Source organism: Providencia sp. PROV122, from assembly GCF_028482365.1.
In the GTDB taxonomy this organism is placed as follows: domain Bacteria; phylum Pseudomonadota; class Gammaproteobacteria; order Enterobacterales; family Enterobacteriaceae; genus Providencia; species Providencia stuartii.
Map to the genome: position 1 here is coordinate 294,928 of NZ_JAMPQI010000001.1, position 23,766 is coordinate 318,693.

Below are 23,766 nucleotides of genomic sequence, written 5' to 3' on the forward strand. Positions count from 1 at the left end.
GCTACGGTTATCAGGGATTGTAAAAAATAAATAGTAAAATCAATATGTTGGTTTTATCTGATAACACAAAGAGGTTAACGTGAAACTGGATGAAATAGCCCGTTTAGCGGGGGTATCTCGCACAACGGCTAGTTATGTGATCAACGGCAAGGCCAAGCAGTATCGAGTCAGCGATAAAACTGTAGAAAAAGTGATGGCTGTTGTCAGAGAGCACAATTACCATCCAAATGCTGTAGCAGCAGGGCTACGTGCAGGGAGAACACGTTCGATTGGGCTAGTGATCCCCGATCTCGAAAACACAAGTTATACTCGCATTGCTAATTATCTTGAGCGTCAAGCACGTCAGCGTGGCTACCAACTGTTGATTGCCTGTTCAGAAGATCAGCCCGATAACGAAATTCGTTGCGTTGAGCACCTTCTACAACGCCAAGTTGATGCGATTATTGTTTCAACGGCGCTGCCACCGGAACATCCTTTTTATCAGCGTTGGGCCAACCGTTCTTTGCCGATTATTGCGTTAGATAGGGCGCTAGAACAAGAGCACTTTATTAGCGTTGTCGGGGATGACCAAGAAGATGCATTGATGCTCTCTACGGAGTTGAGGCAATTTTCCGCGGAGTCAGTCTTGTATCTTGGCGCTCTGCCAGAATTATCGGTGAGCTACCTTCGTGAACAAGGTTTTAGAAAAGGCTGGCAAGGTGATGCTCGTGAGGTCAAGTATCTCTATGCAAATAGCTATGAGCGGGCGTCAGCGGCGGAGGTCTTTGCTGACTGGTTAGATAAAGGCAATCAGATGCCTGATGCACTCTTTACAACCTCATTTTCGCTGTTACAGGGGGTGTTAGATGTTGCATTGAAGCGTGATGGTCGTCTACCTGAGCATATGGTAATTGCAACGTTTGGTGACAGTGAGTTGCTGGACTTTTTAGGTTGCCCTGTTTTATCACTTGCACAACGTCACAGAGATATTGCTGAGCGTATTTTAGAACTGGTGTTGGCAAGTTTAGATGAAAAACAAAAACCGGATGCAGGGATTACTCGTATTCGTCGTGATCTGTGCCGACGTGGTAGCCTCGGGCGCAAACAGTAAAATATCATTTAAATAATAAAAACCAGACAAAAAGTCAGGTTGAATATTAAGTGATATCGATCACGTTTATAAGTATTATGTTAGCCCCAAAGTAAATGGGGCTTTTTATTTCATGCTAAAAATAAGTAAATATTTAACTTTAGGACTATTCTTAACGAGGTAAATCTAATTTATCATTGTAAAGAAAATAAAATAAAAAAATTTGATTTAAGAAATAACTTTTAAATCAAAGAAAGCACGTAAAATTTTATTTATTGTAAAATACTGGCTATTAAAACAGTATTTTAATTATATGAAATATATGGTTTTTATTTTTCTGTGAGGCTGTTATCGATAATATTTACCTTTATTAAACATTCACGGTTATTTTGAAAGTAAAGAATCGGTTAACGATATACTGATTAAAAATGAGACATATAAAGGAAATATCATCATTTGAGTGTTTTTTCATCAGTAAAATAGAGTTTACGTAATATTTGCTCTTTTGTTGAAAATAAATGAATTATATCAATCCGTTATTCCTCATTTTATCTCCGAAGTAGATTTTACCCACTCTTATCTTTTCTGAATTGTTCTGTAAATAAAGCAAAAGCTAGGCGCGTCTGGCTTGACAACGTTTTCCTACCATTCGTAAACTTTATAAGTGGAGAATTGTGGGGTAAAGTGGGTAAATAGGAAATAAAGAGGTTTTACTGGGTATGTTTCGTGGGGCAACACTGGTAAATCTCGACAGCAAAGGGCGGCTTACCGTGCCTACCCGATATCGGGGAATGTTGAGCGAGGAATCTAAGGGGCAGATGGTTTGTACTATCGACCTCCACCAGCCATGCCTGCTGCTTTACACTTTACCTGAGTGGGAAATCATCGAAGAAAAGCTCTCTCGCCTATCAACCATGAATCCAGCAGAAAGACGTGTCCAACGACTTTTGTTGGGACATGCCAGTGAATGTCAAATGGATAGCTCAGGGCGTCTTTTGTTAGCCAGCACGCTACGTCAACATGCAGGGCTAACAAAAGAGGTCATGCTAGTAGGCCAAATAAATAAATTTGAACTTTGGGATGAACAGACTTGGTATCAGCAAGTGGAAGAGGATATTGCCGCTGAACGACAAACCCAAGAACCACTGTCAACCCGTTTACAGGATTTGTCACTATAAACATGACACAGCAACAATTTAAACATGTAACAGTACTGCTTGATGAAGCAGTAAATGGCCTAAATATTAAACCAAACGGTATTTATATTGATGGAACTTTTGGGCGTGGTGGGCATTCAAGGCTGATTTTAAGCCAGCTAAACGAGCAAGGGCGTCTGATTGCTATCGATCGTGATCCAGAGGCGATTAAAGCAGCGCAAGAAATTGAGGACCCTCGCTTTATGATCAAGCATGGCCCATTTTCTGCAATTGCAGAGTATGTAGAAGAAGAAGGGCTAGTTGGCAAAATTGATGGCGTATTACTGGACTTAGGGGTGTCATCCCCCCAACTGGATGATCCTGAGCGTGGTTTTTCATTTATGCGTGATGGGCCGTTGGATATGCGTATGGATCCAACGAAAGGGCAGTCAGCCCAACAATGGCTAATGAATGCACAAGCTGATGACATCGCATGGGTTTTGAAAACTTTTGGAGAGGAACGTTTTGCAAAACGCATTGCGAAAGCCATCGTTGAGCGTAACCACAATCCAGAAGAAACACCTTTAACGAGAACTCGTGAGTTGGCTGAATTGATCGCTAAAGTCAGCCCTATCAAAGAGCGTCATAAGCACCCTGCAACGCGAAGTTTTCAAGCAATACGTATTTACATTAACAGTGAGTTGGAAGAAATAGAGCAGGCGCTTGAAGGTGCTGTCTCTGTATTAGCACCGGAAGGACGTCTTTCGGTGATCAGTTTCCATTCATTGGAAGATAGGCTAGTGAAGCGGTTTATTCGTCAAAATAGCAAAGGGCCTAGTGTTCCTGCTGGCATCCCTCTTACGGAAGCTCAAATACGAGAACTGGGTGTCGCTAAGCTGCGTGAAGTGGGCAAAATGAAGCCTTCAGACGCTGAAATTGACGAAAACCCAAGGGCACGTAGCTCTGTACTGCGTTTTGCACAGAGGACACTGTAATTATGGTTCCAGAAAGGCATAGTCTTGGGAAAGTGATTGGTCGTGACCTTTTTCGTCATGGGGTAATTCCTTTGATTTTGCTAGTGGCCATCATTATTAGCGCTATTTTTGTGGTCACAACTGCCCATGAAACGCGTTTGCTAACGGCAGAAAAAGACAAGTTATATGAAGAGAAAGATGCGCTGGATATTGAATGGCGTAACTTGATCTTGGAAGAAAACGCATTGGGAAGTCATAGCCGAGTTGAACGTTTATCGGTGGAAAAGTTGCAGATGGTTCATGTTGAACCTTCTCAAGAAAATATCATTGTCTCTAAGCAGTAGATAAGGTTACGAATGAAAGCACCTAAGTCAGCTAGGAATAAAAAACAGTCTGAAAATACCAGCTTTGTTAGCTGGCGTTTTGCCTTGTTGTGCGGCGGTATTCTACTGGCTTTAGTCGGGCTTTTAGTGCGTGTAGCTTATCTACAAATCATTTCGCCTGAAAAGTTAGTTAAAGAAGGGGATATGCGCTCCCTACGTGTTCAAGAGGTCTCTACAGCACGTGGCATGATAAGCGATAGGGAAGGGCGGCAACTGGCTGTTAGTGTGCCTGTTAATGCGATTTGGGCTGACCCAAAAGTGGTATTTGAAAAAGGTGGGGTGAACAATGATGAACATTGGAAAGCGCTCGCTGATGCATTGGAGATCCCACTTGAGCAGATCACCGCTAAAATTTCTGCCAATCCAAAAGGGCGCTTTGTGTACCTCGCTCGTCAAGTCAACCCTTCTATTGGCGAATACATCACGAAACTAAAATTACCCGGTATCTATTTACGCAAAGAGTCACGCCGTTACTACCCCTCAGGGCCTGTTGCAGCGCACTTAATTGGTGTGACAAATATTGATGGCGAAGGGATAGAAGGCGTCGAGAAGAGCTTTGAGCGCTGGTTAAAAGGGGAGCCAGGTGAGCGTATTGTTCGTAAAGACCGTAATGGGCGTGTGATTGAAACGGTTTCTTCCGTTGATAGCCAAGCGGCTCATAACTTAGTGCTAAGTATTGATGAACGCATTCAATCTATCGTTTATCGTGAATTAACGAAAGGTGTTCAGGAAAACAAAGCTGAATCAGGTGTTGCCATTTTAGTGGATGTGCACACGGGGGAGATTTTAGCGATGGCGAATAGCCCATCCTATAACCCGAACAATTTGGCAGGAACCCCCATGGATGCTATGCGTAACCGTGCGATCACCGATATTTTTGAACCGGGTTCAACGGTCAAGCCGCTCGTCGTTATGAGTGCATTAAATAACCGTATTGTCAAAGAAAATACCGTATTGAATACCTACCCATATCGAGTTAATGGTCATGAAATCAAAGATGTAGCTCGTTATCCTGAATTATCAATTACAGGTATTTTACAGAAGTCGAGTAACGTGGGTGTTTCAAAACTGGCGTTAGCGATGCCTGCCACAGAGCTGGTGGATGTGTATAGCCGCTTTGGGTTTGGCAAGCCGACTAATCTGGGGTTAGTCGGGGAAAGTAGTGGCATCTTTCCAAGTAAAAAAACACGGTGGTCTGATTTAGAAAGGGCCACCTTTTCTTTCGGGTATGGGCAAATGGTAACACCGTTACAGTTAGCCCGTGCCTATGCAACAATTGGTAGTTTCGGGATTTATCGCCCGCTATCGATTACTAAAGTTGACCCTCCTGTGCCGGGAACACGCGTTTTTCCTGAGCATATAATGCGCACCGTTGTGCACATGATGGAAAGTGTTGCCTTGCCGGGTGGTGGGGGAACAAGAGCCTCAATAAAAGGCTATCGTATCGCGATAAAAACAGGTACTGCGAAAAAAGTAGGGCCGGAAGGGCGCTACATTAATCAATATATTGCTTATACCGCAGGCGTCGCGCCTGCAAGTAACCCACGCTATGCCCTTGTCGTTCTTATCAATGAGCCTAAAGCGGGTAAATATTATGGTGGTGCAGTATCGGCACCCGTGTTTGGTTCAATTATGGGCGGTGTTTTACGCATGATGAACGTTGAACCTGATGCACTACAAACAGACGATAAAAACGACACAGTTCTTAACAGAAAAGAGGTTAAAAGTGGCAGATCGTAATCTTTGTGATCTTCTTTCGCCATTTGGCGTTAGCACAGCAAGTGTCTCGTTACGTGAGATGACATTAGACAGTCGTAAGGCGGCTGCCGGTGATCTGTTTATCGCAATTAAAGGCCATCAATCAGATGGTCGACACTATATTTCTCAAGCGATCGCCCAAGGGGTCGCCGCGGTGGTTGCAGAAGCGCATGGTGAAGCCGCTGAAGGTGAAATTCGTTATATTCACGGCGTTCCCGTTGTTTACCTAAATGATCTGAATAGTCGCCTATCAGCATTAGCGGGGGCATTTTATCAACATCCTGCTGAAAAAATGAAATTGGTTGGGGTGACAGGCACTAATGGTAAAACGACGACAACTCAACTGATCGCGCAGTGGGCACAAGGATTAGGTGAAACCAGTGCTGTCATGGGGACCGTAGGGAATGGTTTACTTGGGCAAGTTGCGCCGAGTGAAAACACCACAGGTTCCGCTGTGGATATTCAAGTTGAGTTGACTCAGTTATTGAAGCAGAAGGCTACATTAACCGCGATGGAAGTCTCCTCTCACGGCCTTGTGCAAGGTCGCGTAGCTGCCTTACCTTTCGATGCCGCAGTATTTACAAATTTAAGCCGTGACCATTTAGATTACCATGGTGATATGGAAAGTTATGAAGCGGCGAAATGGTTACTGTTTTCGACACATCAAACCAAAGCGCAAATTATTAATGCTGATGATGATGTGGGTCTAAAATGGTTACAGCGTTTACCGCAAGCTTGCGCCGTTTCTATGGAACAACGAATTCCTGAGCAATGGCAAGGGCCATGGTTACAAGCAACAGCGGTTGAATATCATGATCGCGGAGCAACCATTCAATTTACCTCATCATGGGGCAACGGAACGTTAGAAAGCCCATTGATGGGCGCATTTAACGTCAGCAACTTATTGTTAGCTATGGCAACACTGCTGACGATGGATTATTCGTTAGAACAGCTATTAGAGGCATCATCATCTCTTTCACCAGTATGTGGTCGAATGGAAGTGTTTAGTGCGCCAAACAAACCAACCGTGGTTGTTGATTATGCGCACACACCGGATGCACTCGAAAAAGCGTTGGCGGCAGCACGCTTACATTGTAAAGGCCAATTATGGTGTGTCTTTGGTTGCGGGGGAGACCGTGATAAAGGCAAGCGACCTTTGATGGGCGCAGCGGCAGAAGAGTGGGCGGATAAAGTCGTTATTACTGATGATAACCCGCGCAGTGAAGAGCCGTTAGATATTATCAATGACATTATGGCGGGGATCCTCGATTCAAGTCGAGTTCTTGCGATCCCAGGGCGTGCGGAAGCGGTTACCAGCTCAATCATGCAGGCAAATGCGGATGATGTGATTGTGATCGCAGGTAAAGGCCATGAAGATTATCAAATTATCGGTCATCGCCGTTTAGATTATTCAGATCGCCTAACCGTTGCAAGGCTATTGGGGGTGTTAGCATGATCCCCTTAACGTTAGCTCAACTGGCGGCCGTGACGGCTGGGCGTTTATTTAATGCTGAAGGTATTGATGCCGCTACACTGACATTAAGTGAAGTGAGTACAGATAGCCGCCAAATTGGTCAAGACTGCTTATTTATCGCCTTAAAAGGTGAGCGTTTTGATGCCCATGACTTTGCCCCTTCTGTGGTTGAAAATGGCGCCGTTGCATTACTGGTTGAGCGTGAGCTTGATGTTGATTGCCCACAGGTTATTGTGGCGAACACTCGTCTTTCTATGGGGCAACTTGCTGCATGGGTGCGCAAGCAAAGCCAAGCGAAAGTAGTCGGTTTAACAGGCTCCTCGGGGAAAACCTCTGTTAAAGAGATGACCGCATCCATTTTATCTCAGCGTGGCAAAACCCTGTATACAGCGGGTAACTTAAATAATGATATTGGTGTGCCATTAACGCTATTTCGGCTAACTCATGAATATGATTATGCCGTAATTGAAATGGGGGCGAATCATCCAAATGAAATCGCCTATACCACGAATATCGTGAAGCCTGAGAGTGCACTGGTGAATAATTTATTTGCAGCACATCTTGCCGGCTTTGGTTCACCTGAAGGTGTGGCTCGCGCAAAAGGGGAAATTTACCAAGGTCTACCTGACGAAGGTACCGCGATTGTTAACCTTGATAGTTATTCGCCACATTGGCAATTTCAACCGCGGCAAACCGTGTGGTATTACTCGCTGAAGCCACAAGACAAAGCGGATTTCTATCCATCGGATATTGAAGTTAAACAACTTTCAACAAACTTTACGTTGCATACGCCAGTTGGGCAAATTGCAATCACATTGCCTTTACCGGGGATGCATAACATTGCCAATGTCCTTGCGGCAAGTGCGCTTGCCATTTCAGTTGGCGCAACGCTGGAAGATATTCGCAATGGGTTAGCGACGACGAAAGCGGTGCCGGGGCGTTTATATCCGGTACAACTGAGTCCAACAAAAGTGGTATTGGATGACACTTATAACGCGAATGATGGCTCAATGATTGCAGCAATTAATGTTTTAGCTAAAATGCCCGGCTATCGTATTTTGATTGCAGGTGATATGGGCGAGCTTGGCGATTACGCACAAGATTGTCATCAACGCGTTGGCATTGCGGCAAAAGATGCAGGTCTGGATAAAGTACTGAGTGTGGGTACACTGAGCGAAATGATCAGTCAATTCAGTGAATGTGGTGAGCACTTTGCATTCAAAAAAGATTTATTAACCCGACTGATTCCGCTAGTCCAGCAGAATGAAGTTGTTTCTATTTTAGTTAAAGGTTCACGTAGCTCCGCGATGGAAGATGTCGTGAATGCATTAAAGGAGTGCTTTGCATGTTAGTCTGGCTTGCCGAAATATTGGTGCATCATTTTTCTGTTTTTAACGTCTTTTCTTATCTGACGTTCAGAGCCATTGTCGGTTTGCTAACGGCACTCGCTATCGCGTTATGGATGGGGCCACGTTTAATTACCTATTTACAAAAAATGCAGATTGGTCAAGTCGTTCGCGATGTAGGGCCTGAGTCTCACTTTAGTAAACGTGGCACACCTACAATGGGCGGCATACTGATTCTATTTTCAATCAGTATATCGGTGTTGTTGTGGGCACGTTTAGATAATCCCTATGTTTGGTGTGTCCTGTTGGTATTGGTGGGGTATGGCCTTGTAGGCTTCGCTGATGACTACTTAAAAGTGGTTAGAAAAAATAGCCGAGGCTTAATTGCTCGCTGGAAATATTTTTGGCAATCCGTCATTGCGCTCATTGTTGCTTTTTCAATGTATGCAGTCGGTAACGAGACGCCAGCGACACAATTAGTCGTACCTTTCTTTAAAGATGTGATGCCTCAACTGGGAATGCTTTATATTCTGCTGGCTTACTTTGTGATTGTTGGAACCAGTAATGCCGTTAACTTAACTGACGGTCTTGATGGTTTAGCAATTATGCCAACAGTATTCGTTGCGGCAGGGTTTGCTTTGGTCGCGTGGGCGACAGGTAACGTTAACTTTGCGAGTTACTTGCATATTCCATTCTTGCCACACGCTGGTGAACTAGTGATCGTCTGTACGGCTATTGTTGGTGCGGGATTAGGTTTCCTATGGTTTAACACTTACCCAGCACAAGTCTTTATGGGGGATGTAGGTTCTTTAGCACTCGGAGGCGCTCTAGGTACTATCGCAGTTCTACTACGCCAAGAGTTTTTGTTAGTCATTATGGGTGGCGTGTTTGTTGTAGAAACATTATCAGTCATCTTACAAGTGGGTTCTTTCAAATTACGTGGTCAACGTATATTCCGTATGGCACCAATTCATCATCATTATGAGTTGAAAGGGTGGCCGGAACCACGCGTAATTGTGCGTTTTTGGATTATTTCCTTAATGCTAGTCCTGATTGGGTTAGCAACATTGAAGGTACGTTAAACATGGCTCGTATTCAGGGTAAACAGTATCAAGGTAAAAAAGTGGTGATTATCGGGTTAGGTCTAACAGGCCTATCCTGTGTGCACTTTTTCTTATCACAAGGTGTCATTCCACGTGTGATAGATACTCGTTCTGCCCCACCTGGCGTAGAGCAATTACCTAGCAATGTCGAATATCACCATGGCAGTTTAAATAACTCATGGTTACAAGAAGCTGATTTGATTGTCGCAAGTCCGGGTATTGCTCTAGCGACACCTGAGTTGCAACAGGCGGCTAATAAAGGCATTGAGATTGTTGGCGATATTGAGCTGTTTTGTCGTGAGGCTGATGCACCAATCATTGCCATTACTGGCTCTAACGGTAAAAGCACGGTGACTTCTTTAGTCGGGGAAATGGCAAAAGCCGCAGGTATCTCTGTTGGTGTGGGTGGCAATATTGGTATTCCTGCATTATCCCTACTGAACCAAGGTAACCAGTTTTATGTGCTTGAGTTATCAAGCTTCCAATTAGAAACCACATCCAGTTTACAAGCCTTAGCGGCAACCGTACTGAATGTGACAGAAGACCATATGGATCGCTATCCATTAGGGTTAGCGCAGTATCGCGACGCTAAATTACGTATTTATCATAATGCGGCGAATTGCATTGTGAACGCGCAAGACCCACTGACGTTACCACGAGATAGACGTCATGAAGCGTGTATCAGCTTTGGGGTCGATAGTGGTGATTATTATTTTGATACACAGCAGCGTTTATTAGTTGCGAAAGGGCAAGCCATCATTGATGTTGCTGATATGCATTTGACTGGGCAACACAATTACACGAATGCGCTGGCAGCGCTTGCACTGGCAGATATTGCAGGCATAGAGCGTAAGGCTTGCTTGGATGTACTGAAAAATTACGCTGGATTAATGCACCGTTTCCAACTGGTGTTATTGAACAACGGAGTACGTTGGATTAACGACTCTAAAGCGACCAATGTGGGTAGCACGGAAGCCGCACTAAATGGCTTAAAAGTGGATGGAACACTGCATCTGCTATTAGGTGGTGATGGTAAAGCTGCCGATTTTTCACCCTTAAAGCCATATCTTGCCCAAGATAATGTGCGTGTGTACTGCTTTGGTCGTGACGGTAAAGCTCTAGCCCAATTGGAGCCTGAAAAATCTGTGCTGACGGAAACGATGGAGCAGAGCATGCGTTATTTGGCTCCACATTTAAAATCAGGCGATATGGTTTTACTGTCTCCAGCTTGTGCAAGTATCGACCAATTTAAAAACTTTGAGCAGCGAGGGATGATTTTTGCTCAGTTAGCGAAGGAGTTAGGCTGATGACTATACCAGGTGCTGTGCGCATAAAAAACTGGGTACTTGGTGAAAAGGGGGGCGTTATTGCTGGCTCAACACTCTATGACCGCACCTTGGTATGGCTGGCACTTGGCCTCGCTGCAATCGGTTTTATTATGGTGACATCGGCATCCATGCCGGTGGGGCAAAGATTGACAGAAGATCCTTTTTATTTTGCCAAGCGTGATGCCGTTTATTTAGCCATTGCCTTTGTTTTAGTGTTAGGCGTGATGCGGATCTCAATGGCAGTTTGGGAAAAATACAGCTTTGTATTGTTAATGGTCTCCCTGCTGTTATTAGCGGTAGTACTGGTTGCAGGGAGCTCTGTCAACGGGGCATCGCGTTGGATTGATATCGGTATTGTTAAAATTCAGCCGGCTGAGTTATCTAAATTAGCTCTATTTTGCTATGTATCCAGTTACTTAGTAAGAAAGTCAGAGGAAGTGAGAACACGCTTCCTTGGTTTTGTAAAACCAATGTGTATCTTGATTGTGATGTCATCATTATTGCTACTACAGCCTGACTTGGGAACCGTTATCGTACTAGTCGTCACCACCCTAGGGTTGCTCTTCCTTGCCGGAGCAAGATTGGCTCCCTTTATTATTGGGATTGCGGCGTGTGTTGTCGGGGTATTAGCACTGATTTGGTTTGAGCCTTACCGTTTGCGCCGAGTGACATCATTTTTGAATCCATGGGAAGACCCGTTTGGTAGCGGTTATCAGCTTACCCAATCATTAATGGCATTTGGTCGAGGTGAGTTAGTTGGGCAAGGGTTAGGGAACTCAGTCCAAAAACTGGAATATTTACCAGAAGCGCATACGGACTTTATTTTTTCGGTTTTAGCTGAGGAGCTTGGCTATATTGGCGTTGTGTTGGTGTTATTGATGGTATTTATGCTGGCATTTCGCGCAATGATGATAGGCCGTCGAGCTTTATTAGCTAACCAATTATTTGCTGGCTATTTAGCGTGTTCGATAGGTATTTGGTTTACCTTCCAAGCATTAGTTAATGTTGGGGCTGCTGCCGGTATGTTACCGACGAAGGGGTTAACATTACCATTGATCAGCTATGGTGGCTCAAGCCTATTAATTATGTCTGCTGCTATTGCCGTGTTATTACGTGTCGATTTTGAAACACGTCTGCAAAAAGCGCAGGCGTTTGTAAGGAGTGTTAAATGAGTCAAGCAAAAAGGTTATTAGTCATGGCTGGTGGTACTGGGGGGCATGTATTCCCAGGTTTAGCTGTGGCCCATTATTTGCAGGCTCAAGGCTGGGAAATCCGTTGGTTAGGCACAGCCGATCGCATGGAAGCAACGTTAGTACCGCAACATGGTATTGAGATTGAATTTATACGGATATCAGGGCTTAGAGGTAAAGGCGCGTTAGCATTGGCTGCCGCGCCTTGGCGGATCTTTAAAGCGATACGCCAAGCAAAAGCCATTATCAAACAATATCAACCTGACGCTGTACTCGGTATGGGCGGATATATTTCAGGGCCTGGTGGGATTGCGGCTTGGTTATCAGGTGTACCTGTGGTGCTACATGAACAAAATGGGATTGCAGGTTTAACGAATAAATGGTTGTCAAAAATTGCAAAACGAGTACTTCAAGCGTTCCCCGGTGCTTTTGCGGATGCGCCAATTGTTGGCAATCCAGTACGAAAAGATGTCTTAGCGCTGCCACTGCCCGAGGAGCGATTATCGGATCGCGACGGTAAAATACGCGTACTAGTTGTAGGTGGTAGTCAAGGCGCGCGTATTTTGAACCAAGTAATGCCAGAGGTTGCTGAAAAAGTAGGCAAACAGTTAAATATCTGGCATCAAGCGGGAAAAGGCAGTAAGGAAACTACAGAAGCGTTGTATAATGAACGGCTAAAAAATTCAGTTAATTCCGAGTATAAAGTTACGGAGTTTATTGATGATATGGCTCAGGCGTATGCATGGGCGGATATTGTGGTTTGCCGTTCTGGAGCGTTAACGGTCAGTGAAATTGCCGCAGCAGGGTTACCTGCGATTTTTGTGCCATTTCAGCATAAAGACCGTCAACAGTATTGGAATGCGCTTCCGCTAGAAAAGGCGGGAGCGGCAAAAATCCTTGAGCAACCACAATTTACTGCGGATAACGTTGCTAGCCTATTGGCGCAGTGGGATAGGCAAGCATTATTATCGATGGCGAAAAAAGCACGTTCTTGTGCTATCACCGACGCGACAGAGCGTGTAGCAGCAGTAATCAGTGAAGTGGCTAAATAGTTATCACCATCGATAACATGGCATAGATATAGAATTAACTAAAAGCGAAGACATACAGTGAATACACAACAGTTGGCGAAATTAAGAACATCAGTGCCAGAAATGAGAAGAGTCAGGCACATCCATTTTGTCGGTATCGGTGGTGCTGGCATGGGTGGTATCGCCGAAGTGTTGGCAAATGAAGGTTACCAAATTAGTGGTTCTGATTTAGCGCCAAATGCCGTTACTCAGCAACTCACGGCTTTAGGTGCAACTATTTATTTTAATCACCGTCCTGAGAATGTTGAAGATGCGAGCGTAGTCGTTGTTTCGACTGCAATTTCAGCGGATAACCCTGAAATCCAAGCGGCGCATGAATTACGTATTCCTGTTATCCGCCGCGCTGAAATGTTGGCGGAATTAATGCGTTATCGTCATGGTATTGCAGTGGCAGGTACACACGGTAAAACTACGACAACAGCGATGATTTCAGGGATCTATGCGCAAGCGGGCTTAGATCCTACATTTGTTAACGGCGGTCTAGTGAAATCCGCGGGGACTCATGCCCGTTTAGGTAGTAGCCGTTATTTAATCGCAGAAGCTGATGAAAGTGACGCCTCTTTCTTACATTTGCAGCCTTTAGTTGCAGTGGTTACTAACATTGAAGCGGACCATATGGATACTTACCAAGGTAACTTTGAAACCTTGAAAGATACGTTCATCAACTTCCTGCATAACTTACCATTTTATGGTCGTGCGGTGATGTGTATTGATGATCCTGTGATCCGTTCATTATTACCGCGAGTCAGTCGCTACGTGACGACGTATGGCTTTAGTGAAGATGCCGATGTACGCATCGTTAAATATGAGCAAAAAGGTAATCAAGGCTTCTTTACTATTGCCCGTGAAAATATGCCGGAACTGACCGTAGTGCTGAATGCACCGGGGCGACATAACGCTCTGAATGCAACAGCGGCTGTCGCCGTGGCGACGGAAGAAGGCATTGATGATCAGCATATCTTGTCTGCACTGGTTGAGTTCCAAGGTACAGGGCGCCGTTTTGATTTTCTTGGAAACTATTCACTACGTCATGTGAATGGTAAAGAAGGCGAAGTGATGTTGGTGGATGATTATGGTCACCATCCAACAGAGGTTGACGCGACAATAAAAGCGGCAAGAGCCGGATGGCCAGACAAACGAATTGTGATGGTGTTTCAGCCACACCGTTATTCACGTACTCGTGACCTATATGATGACTTTGCCCATGTCCTCAGCCAAGTAGATGTATTGCTGATGCTAGAGGTTTATCCTGCGGGAGAGAAGCCTGTGCCGGGGGCGGATAGTCGTTCATTATGTCGGACGATACGCGGTCGTGGTCAGCTTGATCCAATTTATGTGGCAGAGCCTGAACAAGTTGCACAAATTTTAGCTCAAGCACTTGAAGATAATGACTTAATTTTAGTTCAAGGTGCTGGGAATATTGGTAAAATAGCGCGTAATCTTGCTGAAACAAAATTACAGCCACCCATGGTAGAGGAGTGATTCATGGCCGAGAAAGTCGCGGTGTTATTTGGCGGAACATCTGCTGAACGTGAAGTTTCTCTTCAATCAGGCAATGCGGTGCTTGCTGGTTTACGTCAGGCTGGAATTGATGCGCATCCTATTGATACAAAAGATTTTCCAGTGTTCACTCTCAAGGATGCTGGGTTTGATAAAGTGTTTATCGCCCTTCATGGCCGAGGGGGAGAAGACGGTACAATTCAAGGGATGCTGGAGTTTTTAGGTTTGCCGTACACAGGTAGTGGCGTGATGGCCTCCGCCTTGAGTATGGATAAATTAAGAACAAAGCAACTTTGGGAAGGAGCAGGGCTAGCAGTATCGCCTTATGTTTCGTTGAGTAAATTTGAGTTTAGTTCACTTAAAACTGAAAAAATTGAAGAATTAGTCGCATATCTAGGATTACCACTTATTGTCAAACCGAGCCTTGAAGGGTCAAGTGTAGGGATGAGCAAAGTTGATAATTTAGGTGATTTATCAGCGGCGTTGGCACTAGCGTTTCGTTTCGATGAAACCGTACTGATTGAGAAATGGTTAAGTGGTCCAGAATATACGGTCGCAGTGCTTGGTGAACAAACATTACCATCAATTCGTATTCAGCCTCCTGGGGTGTTTTACGATTATGAGGCGAAATATCTTTCTGATGAAACGCAATATTTTTGCCCAAGTGGCTTAGATGCAGGATCAGAAGCGCAGTTATCACAACTTGCGATGCGTGCTTATCAGGCGGTTGGGTGTCGCGGTTGGGGGCGAGTTGATGTGATGCAAGATAGTGACGGTCAATTCTACTTGCTAGAGGTGAATACCTCACCAGGAATGACAAGTCACAGTTTAGTGCCAATGGCAGCGCGCCAAGCAGGTATGGATTTTTCGCAGTTGGTAGTACGTATTTTGGAATTGGCTAACTGATATGTCACAGGCAGCATTGAATGTTCGGCATCATAAGCATAATGATGACAACAACGAGTCAGGGTCAGGCCCAAGTAATGGTGCTTTTCTCGGCGGGTTGATTTTCTTTCTAATGGTTGTGGGAACAATCATTTGGAGTGGCTGGACCGTCATGAACTGGATGAAAGATGCAGATAGGCTGCCAATGTCAAAGTTAGTATTAACCGGAGAGCGCCACTATACCAGCAATGATGATGTAAGGAAGGCGATATTATCTCTAGGGCAACCTGGTACTTTTATGACAGTTGATGTCAATGCCATCCAAAATCAGATAAGTGCGATGCCTTGGATCCGTCAGGTGACGGTTCGCAAACAGTGGCCTGATGAGTTAAAGATACATCTGGTAGAATACGTACCTTACGCACGTTGGAATGACCAAAATATGGTTGATCAGGAGGGGCGAGTATTTAGCCTCCCTGCGAGTGAAAGCAGCAAGGGCAATTATGTGATGCTCTATGGCCCCCAAGGTAGCCAAAAAGAAGTTATAAAAGAGTACGTTGAATTTAAAAGAATATTGTCAGAACACAATTTAAAATTGAAATCAGTATCTATGACGGCACGCCATGCTTGGCAACTTATCTTAGATAATGATGTCCGAGTAGAGCTCGGGAAAAAAGAAGTTTTTCAGCGGTTAAATCGTTTCCTTGAACTTTATCCGCTTTTGCAGCAAGCCACAGATAAACGTGTCGACTATGTTGACCTTCGTTATACCAGTGGTGCTGCGGTGGGGTGGGCTCCGCTCCTAGTGGATGCTCCACTGGAGTTACAATAATTAATATTGCTAATAACTCAGACTAGGCAGAAGCAAATGATCAAAACGACGGACAGAAAATTAGTTGTAGGCCTTGAAATTGGAACTTCCAAGGTGTCGGCCCTTGTCGGCGAAATTCTGCCCGATGGTATGGTGAATATTATCGGGGTGGGAAGTTGTCCATCTCGTGGAATGGACAAAGGTGGCGTTAATGACTTGGAATCAGTCGTTAAATGCGTGCAAAGGGCGATTGATCAGGCTGAGTTGATGGCGGATTGCCAAATTTCTTCAGTTTATCTTGCGTTATCAGGTAAGCATGTTAGCTGCCAAAACGAAATCGGCATGGTGCCCGTTTCGGAAGAGGAAGTGACACAAGAAGACGTTGACAGTGTTGTTCATACCGCAAAATCAGTTAGGGTTCGTGATGAGCATCGAATTCTTCATGTCATACCACAAGAATTCGCGATTGATTACCAAGAAGGTATTAAGAACCCTGTTGGTTTGTCAGGTGTACGTATGCAAGCCAAGGTACATTTGATTACTTGTCATAACGACATGGCAAAAAATATTGTAAAAGCGGTTGAGCGTTGTGGATTAAAAGTCGACCAGCTGATTTTTGCAGGTCTTGCGGCGAGCTATTCAGTATTGACCGAAGATGAACGCGAACTTGGCGTTTGTGTTGTCGATATTGGCGGCGGAACCATGGATATGGCGGTATACACCGGTGGGGCACTACGTCATACCAAAGTTATCCCTTATGCAGGTAATGTCGTCACCAGTGATATCGCTTATGCCTTCGGTACTCCACCGAGTGATGCGGAGGCAATCAAAGTTCGTCATGGCTGCGCTGTCGGTTCGATAGTGAGCAAAGATGAAACTGTTGAAGTCCCTAGCGTGGGAGGGCGTCCTCCAAGAAGTCTACAACGTCAGACTTTAGCGGAGGTCATTGAACCACGTTACACAGAGCTGTTAAACCTTGTAAATGAAGAAATTTTAAATTTACAGGAACAGTTACGCCAACAAGGTGTCAAACACCATTTGGCAGCGGGTATCGTGCTAACGGGAGGGGCGGCACAAATCGATGGCCTCGTCGAATGTGCTCAAAAAGTCTTCCATACACAAGTTAGGGTCGGTATTCCGCTCAATATTACAGGCTTAACGGATTATGCTCAGGAGCCATACTATTCAACTGCGGTTGGGCTTCTGCATTACGGTAAAGAGAGCCATCTTGGCGATGATACCGAAACGGAAAAACGTGCTTCAGTTAAAGGGTGGTTTAGTAAAATCACAGGCTGGCTGAGAAAAGAATTTTAATTTTTATTCAGAAGCATATTATTAGCTTCGAAGTAAAGCACAAAACGGAGAGACATTATGTTTGAACCAATGGAGCTAACCAACGATGCGGTGATTAAAGTCATCGGCGTTGGTGGCGGCGGCGGTAACGCCGTTGAACACATGGTGCGGGAACGTATTGAAGGCGTGGAATTCTTCGCCGTCAATACTGATGCACAGGCACTGCGTAAAACTGCAGTCGGACAAACAATCCAGATCGGTACTGGTATCACTAAAGGCCTTGGCGCGGGTGCAAACCCAGAAGTCGGTCGCAATGCCGCTGAAGAAGATCGTGAAGCTTTACGTAATGCACTTGAAGGTGCTGACATGGTCTTTATTGCAGCTGGTATGGGTGGTGGTACAGGTACAGGTGCTGCCCCAGTTGTGGCTGAGGTTGCCAAAGAGCTGGGCATCTTAACAGTTGCTGTTGTGACTAAGCCATTCAACTTTGAAGGCAAAAAGCGCATGGCATTTGCGGAATCTGGTATCACTGAGCTATCTAAGCATGTTGACTCATTGATTACGATTCCAAATGATAAATTATTAAAAGTCTTGGGTCGTGGTATCTCTTTACTTGATGCATTTGGCGCTGCTAACGATGTACTGAAAGGCGCTGTTCAAGGTATTGCGGAATTGATCACACGCCCAGGTCTGATGAACGTGGACTTTGCTGACGTACGTACTGTGATGTCAGAGATGGGCTACGCAATGATGGGGTCCGGTGTGGCTCGTGGTGAAGATCGTGCTGAAGAAGCGGCTGAAATGGCAATTTCAAGTCCACTGTTGGAAGATATCGATCTGTCTGGCGCACGTGGTGTTCTTGTCAACATTACCGCTGGTTTCGACCTGCGTTTGGATGAGTTTGAAACGGTGGGTAATACCATCCGCGCATTCGCATCTGATAATGCAACCGTCGTAATTGGTACATCACTTGACCCTGAGATGAATGATGAATTGCGCGTGACTGTCGTGGCTACCGGTATCGGTATGGACAAACGCCCTGAAATCACTCTGGTGAATAACAAGATGTCACAGCAAGCGTCTATGGAGCAGCGTTATCAGCAAATGCAAAATAGCATGTCTTCTCTGACAGAGGAAAAACCAGTTGCTGCGAAAGCGGTGAATGACCAAAATACGCAAGCGAATAAAGAACCTGATTACTTAGATATTCCGGCATTTTTGCGTAAACAGGCCGATTAATTTTAATTAATATTGGATTCTCCGCTTTTTGTGCTAAACTTTCCCGCTGGTTATCTAGTAAGATAATCAGCAGGACGGATAACATTGCGAGAAAAATACGATGATCAAACAAAGGACACTTAAACGTATAGTTGAAGCGACTGGTGTTGGTTTACATACCGGCAAAAAAGTCACGCTTACTCTGCGTCCAGCGGCGGCAAACACCGGGGTCATCTACCGTCGTACTGACCTAAATCCTCCGGTTGATTTTCCGGCTGATGCTAAGTCTGTCCGCGATACCATGTTATGTACTTGCTTAGTCAACGAAGACAACGTGCGTATTTCGACCGTAGAGCATCTGAATGCTGCTTTGGCAGGATTAGGTATCGATAACATTGTTATTGAAGTCAATGCGCCTGAAATCCCGATCATGGATGGCAGTGCAGCACCGTTCGTTTTCTTATTACTAGATGCTGGTATTGAAGAATTGAACAGTGCGAAAAAATTCTTACGTATAAAAGAGAAAGTACGTGTAGAAGATGGTGATAAATGGGCAGAATTTGCACCATACAATGGTTTTAGCCTAGATTTTACCATTGACTTTAATCACCCAGCGATTGATAGCAGCACTCAACGTTATAAGCTGGATTTTTCAGCAGAAGCGTTTGTGCGCCAAATTAGTCGTGCGCGTACATTTGGTTTTATGCGTGATATTGAATATCTGCAATCCCAAGGCTTATGCTTAGGTGGTAGCTTCGATTGCGCTATCGTTGTTGATGACTATCGTGTACTCAACGAAGATGGCCTACGTTTTGAAGATGAATTCGTTCGTCACAAAACTCTCGACGCTATTGGTGACCTATTCATGTGTGGACATAATATTATTGGTGCATTTACTGCATACAAGTCAGGCCACGCATTGAATAACAAACTTCTACAAGCGGTATTAGCAAAAGAATCTGCTTGGGATCTGGTCACATTTGAAGATGAAGCTGAATTGCCGGTGGCATTCAAAGCACCTTCAACTGTTTACGCCTAATCACACTGATAATAGTCAGTGTTGAGTAAGCAGTGATATTACTACCACATATATAATGATGTGTTAGTCTTTTCTGTTGGTTGTACTGGTACTCTCTCCGGCCAGTGCAGCCAGCCGCTCTAATCTCTCTTTTAATCTCTTCGGACTATTCTCCGCTAAATGCAAAAGTTGTTTTGCCGTTTCTGTACTGATCTTACGTTTATTCGCAACCTGAGCAGTTTTAGCTGTTTGATTATTCAGTGAGCTATTTTCAGCCTTTTTTCGCATGAGAACGGGATTGATTCTGATGTCTATAGAAGATAAAGATGGTAGAATAGAGTTTCGTAATGCAGAAAGTAGCTGAAGTTTTTCGTAATTCAGTCGCGTCATCCAACTTGCGTTAGCAACTTCGATAACCAAAATGCAATTACGGTAGTTTGCTACGCGGCACATGGGTTTTAATTCGCTTGGCAGCAGTGCTTTAACGGCTTTGTTTAGTTTATTAATCGCGATAGCATTACGTTGAATGGTGAGCAAGGGGCTGCGCGTTTTGGCGAGTGACTCCTCAAGAACATCGAACAAAGCTTGTGGGTGGCTATCTCTCATTGTTAGCTCCGTCTAAATAGGTAGGTTTAGTATCTAAGTATACTCTAAATTACCAAGGCTGTAGCAAGGTGCTGTTGGGTGTTTGAGAAAATCGCGCCAACAAGGGCCACAATCATAGAGATTGGTGAGTTATAGCAAGCGGGTATGGTTGGCATGCTGTTAAGCAATCATGAATAAGAATGGTATATTAGAAATATAATATAAGACTTTGATGGGCATTTTAAATCTTTGGCGACAATTTGGTATAAAATACTTTTGGCCGCACCTTTTACTAGGGGTTGTGGCTACGAGCATTGGCATGCCTGGGATTTTAAATGCGTTATCTGATGCTCAGCAAACGCAGTTCAACTCCTCTTCAATTAATCGCCAAAACCAAGCGGTTAATGCGTTTGATAATTTATTTGCTCAGCAAAGCCCTCAGCGCTCCTCATCATCATCTTCTTATTCCGTGAATTACTGGCAGCAGCATGCGGTCAGGAATGTGATTAGGCAATTAACATTCGCTTTTTCAATCTCTGAAGATGATGATGCAAATCAACAAGATGAAAAAAAAGGGCCACTGTTAGCACCTCAAGTCATGCTTGATACGTTGTATGCCATGTTGGCACAACGTTCACTTCAATGGAGTGATAGTTTCGATCAAACTGATCACTATGCTTACCCTCATTTCGTTGCATACCAACCCGCTATTTGGGTTGCTCAGGTACATGGTATCCGTGCGGGCCCTGCTTTCAGTTAATTGTTAGTTTTATTTAAGCATCTGTTCGAGATGCACTGTATTTATTCAAAATACAGGGTTTTACTATTTAGTAATTAACTGAATTACCTGAGAATATATCAATATGTTAACAAAATTATTAACCAAGGTTTTTGGTAGTCGTAATGATCGTACTCTACGTCGCTTGCGTAAAGAGGTTGAAAAAATCAATCGTCTTGAGCCTGAATTTGAAAAATTGAGCGATGATGAGCTTAAGGCAAAAACGCAGGAATTTCGTGATCGCCTAAGCAAGAATGAAAGTCTCGAAAGCTTGATCCCAGAAGCGTTTGCGACAGTGCGTGAAGCCAGTAAACGTGTTTTCGGTATGCGCCATTTCGACGTACAGTTGATTGGTGGTATGGTTCTGAATGAACGTTGTATCGCTGAGATGCGTACAGGTGAAGGTAAAACACTTACCGCGACATTGCCAGCTTACTTGAATGCCTTAACGGGTAAAGGGGTTCACGTTGTTACAGTAAACGACTACTTAGCTAAGCGTGACGCCGAAAATAACCGTCCTTTATTTGAATTTTTAGGTTTAACCGTTGGTATCAACCTTCCGGGTATGCCTGCTGCGCTGAAACGTGAGGCTTATGCGGCTGACATCACTTACGGAACTAACAACGAATTCGGTTTCGACTATCTACGTGATAACATGGCATTTAGCCCAGAGGAGCGCGTACAGCGTAAACTTCATTATGCGTTAGTGGATGAGGTTGACTCCATTCTTATCGACGAAGCTCGTACCCCACTGATTATTTCAGGCCCTGCTGAAGACAGTTCAGAGCTGTATAAAAAAGTCGATAAATTAATTCCTAAGCTAGTGCGTCAAGAAAAAGAAGATTCAGACACTTTCCAAGGCGAAGGTCACTTCTCTGTTGATGAAAAATCACGTCAAGTTACGCTGACTGAACGCGGCTTGGTGCTGATTGAGCAGCTGCTGACAGAAGCAGGCTTAATGGAAGAGGGGGAATCACTCTATTCGCCATCTAACATTATGTTGATGCACCATGTTATGGCCGGCCTACGTGCGCATGCGCTGTTTACTTTGGATGTCGACTATATCGTTAAAGATGGTCAAGTTATCATTGTTGACGAACATACAGGTCGTACAATGGAAGGGCGTCGTTGGTCAGATGGTTTGCACCAAGCTGTTGAAGCCAAAGAAGGTGTTGAGATCCAAAACGAAAACCAAACATTGGCATCGATTACATTCCAAAACTATTTCCGTTTGTACGAAAAACTTGCTGGTATGACAGGTACAGCGGATACCGAAGCATTTGAATTTAGTTCTATCTATAAACTCGATACGATTGTTATTCCAACTAACCGTCCAATGATCCGTAAAGATTTACCTGATCTGGTTTATATGACAGAAACAGATAAATTTGCGGCTATTATCGAAGATATTCGTGAAAGAACACAAAATGGTCAGCCTGTTCTGGTCGGTACAATCTCAATTGAAAAGTCAGAGTTAATTTCTAACGCGCTTAAAAAAGCAAAAATTGAGCATAACGTATTGAATGCTAAATTCCACGCCTTAGAAGCAGATATTGTTGCAAACGCGGGTCAAGCGGGAGCAGTAACTATCGCGACTAACATGGCAGGTCGTGGTACCGATATTATGTTAGGTGGTAGCTGGCAGACAGAAGTTGCTGCTTTAGAATCGCCAACTCAAGAGCAAATCGATGAAATTAAAGCACGTTGGAAAGAGCGCCATGATGCCGTTCTTGCCGCGGGTGGTTTGCATATCATTGGTACAGAGCGCCATGAATCCCGCCGTATTGATAACCAGTTACGTGGTCGTGCGGGTCGTCAAGGGGATGCCGGTTCTTCTCGCTTCTACTTATCAATGGAAGATGCGCTTATGCGTATTTTTGCGTCTGATCGTGTCACAGGCATGATGCGTAAATTAGGTATGAAACCTGGTGAGGCGATTGAGCATCCATGGGTAACCAAAGCGATTGCTAATGCACAGCGTAAAGTAGAAAACCGTAACTTTGATATTCGTAAGCAACTTCTTGAGTACGATGATGTTGCGAGTGACCAACGTCGTGCTATTTATAGTCAGCGTAACGAATTGCTCGATGGTGGTGACATTAAAGAAACCGTGGATAGCATTCGTGAAGATGTCTTTACGGCAACAATCGATACTTATATTCCACCGCAATCACTAGAAGAAATGTGGGATATTGAAGGCCTACAAAAACGACTGGTGAGTGACTTTGATTTAGATTTACCCATTAAAGAGTGGCTGGATAAAGAACCAGAGTTACATGAAGAAACGCTTCGTGAGCGTATAATGGAAAAAGCCATCGAAGTCTATCAGAAGAAAGAAGAGATTGTTGGCGCAGAAATGATGCGTAACTTTGAAAAAGGTGTCATGCTACAAACGTTAGATACGTTGTGGAAAGAACACTTAGCTTCGATGGACTATTTACGCCAAGGTATCCATTTACGTGGTTACGCACAAAAAGATCCGAAACAAGAATATAAACGTGAATCTTTCAACATGTTCGCGAATATGCTTGAATCGTTAAAATATGAAGTAATCAGTACACTTTCTAAAGTGCAAGTTCGTTTGCCTGAAGAAGTTGAAGCTTTAGAGCAACAACGTAAAGAAGAAGCTGAGCGTTTAGCAAGAAGACAACAGTTAAGCCATGAAGCTGGCGCTGAATCATTGATGTCTGAAGCGGAAGCGCAAATAGCAACACAAGGTCATAAAATTGGTCGTAATGACCCATGTCCTTGTGGTTCAGGTAAAAAATACAAACAGTGTCATGGTCGGTTAAAATAATTAATTATTACATCAAACAAGGCGGGGTA

General features: G+C 44.3%; 20 protein-coding genes. 19 read left to right on the forward strand and 1 reads right to left on the reverse strand.

Annotation, left to right across the window (positions count from 1 at the left end; all coding sequences use genetic code 11):
- Positions 1–79 precede the first annotated feature (79 nt).
- From cra to lpxC, 17 genes are all read left to right on the forward strand, one after another.
- Complete coding sequence (gene cra, locus PSE69_RS01295) at positions 80–1,090, forward strand: catabolite repressor/activator (protein ID WP_004921942.1); 1,011 nt, start codon at positions 80–82, stop codon at positions 1,088–1,090.
- Between the two features lie 698 nt (positions 1,091–1,788).
- Positions 1,789–2,247 carry a division/cell wall cluster transcriptional repressor MraZ gene (mraZ, locus tag PSE69_RS01300; protein ID WP_004921936.1) on the forward strand — a complete coding sequence of 153 codons (459 nt, stop codon included), beginning with the start codon at positions 1,789–1,791 and terminating at the stop codon, positions 2,245–2,247.
- Between the two features lie 2 nt (positions 2,248–2,249).
- The gene (gene rsmH, locus PSE69_RS01305; protein ID WP_040133348.1) at positions 2,250–3,200 is read left to right on the forward strand and encodes a 16S rRNA (cytosine(1402)-N(4))-methyltransferase RsmH; all 951 of its coding nucleotides are present in this window, start codon (positions 2,250–2,252) and stop codon (positions 3,198–3,200) included.
- 2 nt (positions 3,201–3,202) lie between these two features.
- Entirely contained in the window at positions 3,203–3,523 is a 321-nt protein-coding gene (gene ftsL / locus PSE69_RS01310; RefSeq protein ID WP_004921932.1) for a cell division protein FtsL, read from the forward strand.
- A 12-nt stretch (positions 3,524–3,535) separates the two neighbouring features.
- Positions 3,536–5,302 carry a peptidoglycan glycosyltransferase FtsI gene (ftsI, locus tag PSE69_RS01315; protein WP_004921927.1) on the forward strand — a complete coding sequence of 589 codons (1,767 nt, stop codon included), beginning with the start codon at positions 3,536–3,538 and terminating at the stop codon, positions 5,300–5,302.
- On the forward strand, positions 5,289–6,776 hold the full coding sequence (murE, locus tag PSE69_RS01320; protein ID WP_040133347.1) for a UDP-N-acetylmuramoyl-L-alanyl-D-glutamate--2,6-diaminopimelate ligase: 1,488 nt from the start codon (positions 5,289–5,291) through the stop codon (positions 6,774–6,776). Before ftsI ends, murE begins: the two co-directional genes overlap by 14 nt.
- Entirely contained in the window at positions 6,773–8,146 is a 1,374-nt protein-coding gene (gene murF / locus PSE69_RS01325; protein ID WP_004921921.1) for a UDP-N-acetylmuramoyl-tripeptide--D-alanyl-D-alanine ligase, read from the forward strand. The genes murE and murF overlap by 4 nt, the downstream gene beginning before the upstream one ends.
- A complete protein-coding gene (gene mraY / locus PSE69_RS01330) occupies positions 8,140–9,222 on the forward strand; it encodes a phospho-N-acetylmuramoyl-pentapeptide-transferase (RefSeq protein WP_004921918.1) in 1,083 nt (360 codons plus the stop codon). The genes murF and mraY overlap by 7 nt, the downstream gene beginning before the upstream one ends.
- A 2-nt stretch (positions 9,223–9,224) precedes the next feature.
- The gene (gene murD, locus PSE69_RS01335; protein ID WP_121874989.1) at positions 9,225–10,550 is read left to right on the forward strand and encodes a UDP-N-acetylmuramoyl-L-alanine--D-glutamate ligase; all 1,326 of its coding nucleotides are present in this window, start codon (positions 9,225–9,227) and stop codon (positions 10,548–10,550) included.
- Positions 10,550–11,743, forward strand: coding sequence for a cell division protein FtsW (ftsW, locus tag PSE69_RS01340; RefSeq protein WP_004921913.1), 1,194 nt, complete (start codon positions 10,550–10,552; stop codon positions 11,741–11,743). The genes murD and ftsW overlap by 1 nt, the downstream gene beginning before the upstream one ends.
- Positions 11,740–12,813: an undecaprenyldiphospho-muramoylpentapeptide beta-N-acetylglucosaminyltransferase gene (murG, locus tag PSE69_RS01345; protein WP_272674907.1), complete on the forward strand. Its 1,074-nt coding sequence runs from the start codon at positions 11,740–11,742 to the stop codon at positions 12,811–12,813. Before ftsW ends, murG begins: the two co-directional genes overlap by 4 nt.
- Before the next feature lie 57 nt (positions 12,814–12,870).
- On the forward strand, positions 12,871–14,334 hold the full coding sequence (gene murC / locus PSE69_RS01350; RefSeq protein WP_036941184.1) for a UDP-N-acetylmuramate--L-alanine ligase: 1,464 nt from the start codon (positions 12,871–12,873) through the stop codon (positions 14,332–14,334).
- 3 nt (positions 14,335–14,337) lie between these two features.
- Positions 14,338–15,258, forward strand: coding sequence for a D-alanine--D-alanine ligase (locus PSE69_RS01355; RefSeq protein WP_121874990.1), 921 nt, complete (start codon positions 14,338–14,340; stop codon positions 15,256–15,258).
- A gap of 1 nt (position 15,259) precedes the next feature.
- On the forward strand, positions 15,260–16,069 hold the full coding sequence (gene ftsQ, locus PSE69_RS01360) for a cell division protein FtsQ (RefSeq protein ID WP_053110640.1): 810 nt from the start codon (positions 15,260–15,262) through the stop codon (positions 16,067–16,069).
- A 36-nt stretch (positions 16,070–16,105) separates the two neighbouring features.
- Positions 16,106–17,362, forward strand: coding sequence for a cell division protein FtsA (gene ftsA, locus PSE69_RS01365; protein ID WP_004921898.1), 1,257 nt, complete (start codon positions 16,106–16,108; stop codon positions 17,360–17,362).
- Positions 17,363–17,419: 57 nt separating this feature from the next.
- Positions 17,420–18,580: a cell division protein FtsZ gene (gene ftsZ / locus PSE69_RS01370; protein ID WP_014656415.1), complete on the forward strand. Its 1,161-nt coding sequence runs from the start codon at positions 17,420–17,422 to the stop codon at positions 18,578–18,580.
- Between the two features lie 100 nt (positions 18,581–18,680).
- Positions 18,681–19,598 (forward strand): UDP-3-O-acyl-N-acetylglucosamine deacetylase, encoded by a 918-nt coding sequence (lpxC, locus tag PSE69_RS01375; RefSeq protein ID WP_004921892.1) that lies wholly within the window; start codon positions 18,681–18,683, stop codon positions 19,596–19,598.
- Positions 19,599–19,661: 63 nt separating this feature from the next.
- Here the strand turns inward: lpxC and PSE69_RS01380 are convergent, their stop codons facing one another.
- Positions 19,662–20,183: a DUF721 domain-containing protein gene (locus tag PSE69_RS01380; RefSeq protein WP_004921887.1), complete on the reverse strand. Its 522-nt coding sequence runs from the start codon at positions 20,181–20,183 to the stop codon at positions 19,662–19,664.
- Positions 20,184–20,394: 211 nt separating this feature from the next.
- On the opposite strand from PSE69_RS01380, the gene secM reads away from it, so the two are divergent.
- Both secM and secA read left to right on the forward strand, forming a co-directional pair.
- On the forward strand, positions 20,395–20,922 hold the full coding sequence (gene secM / locus PSE69_RS01385; protein ID WP_014656414.1) for a secA translation cis-regulator SecM: 528 nt from the start codon (positions 20,395–20,397) through the stop codon (positions 20,920–20,922).
- A gap of 103 nt (positions 20,923–21,025) precedes the next feature.
- A complete protein-coding gene (gene secA, locus PSE69_RS01390; protein ID WP_004921881.1) occupies positions 21,026–23,737 on the forward strand; it encodes a preprotein translocase subunit SecA in 2,712 nt (903 codons plus the stop codon).
- Positions 23,738–23,766 lie beyond the last annotated feature (29 nt).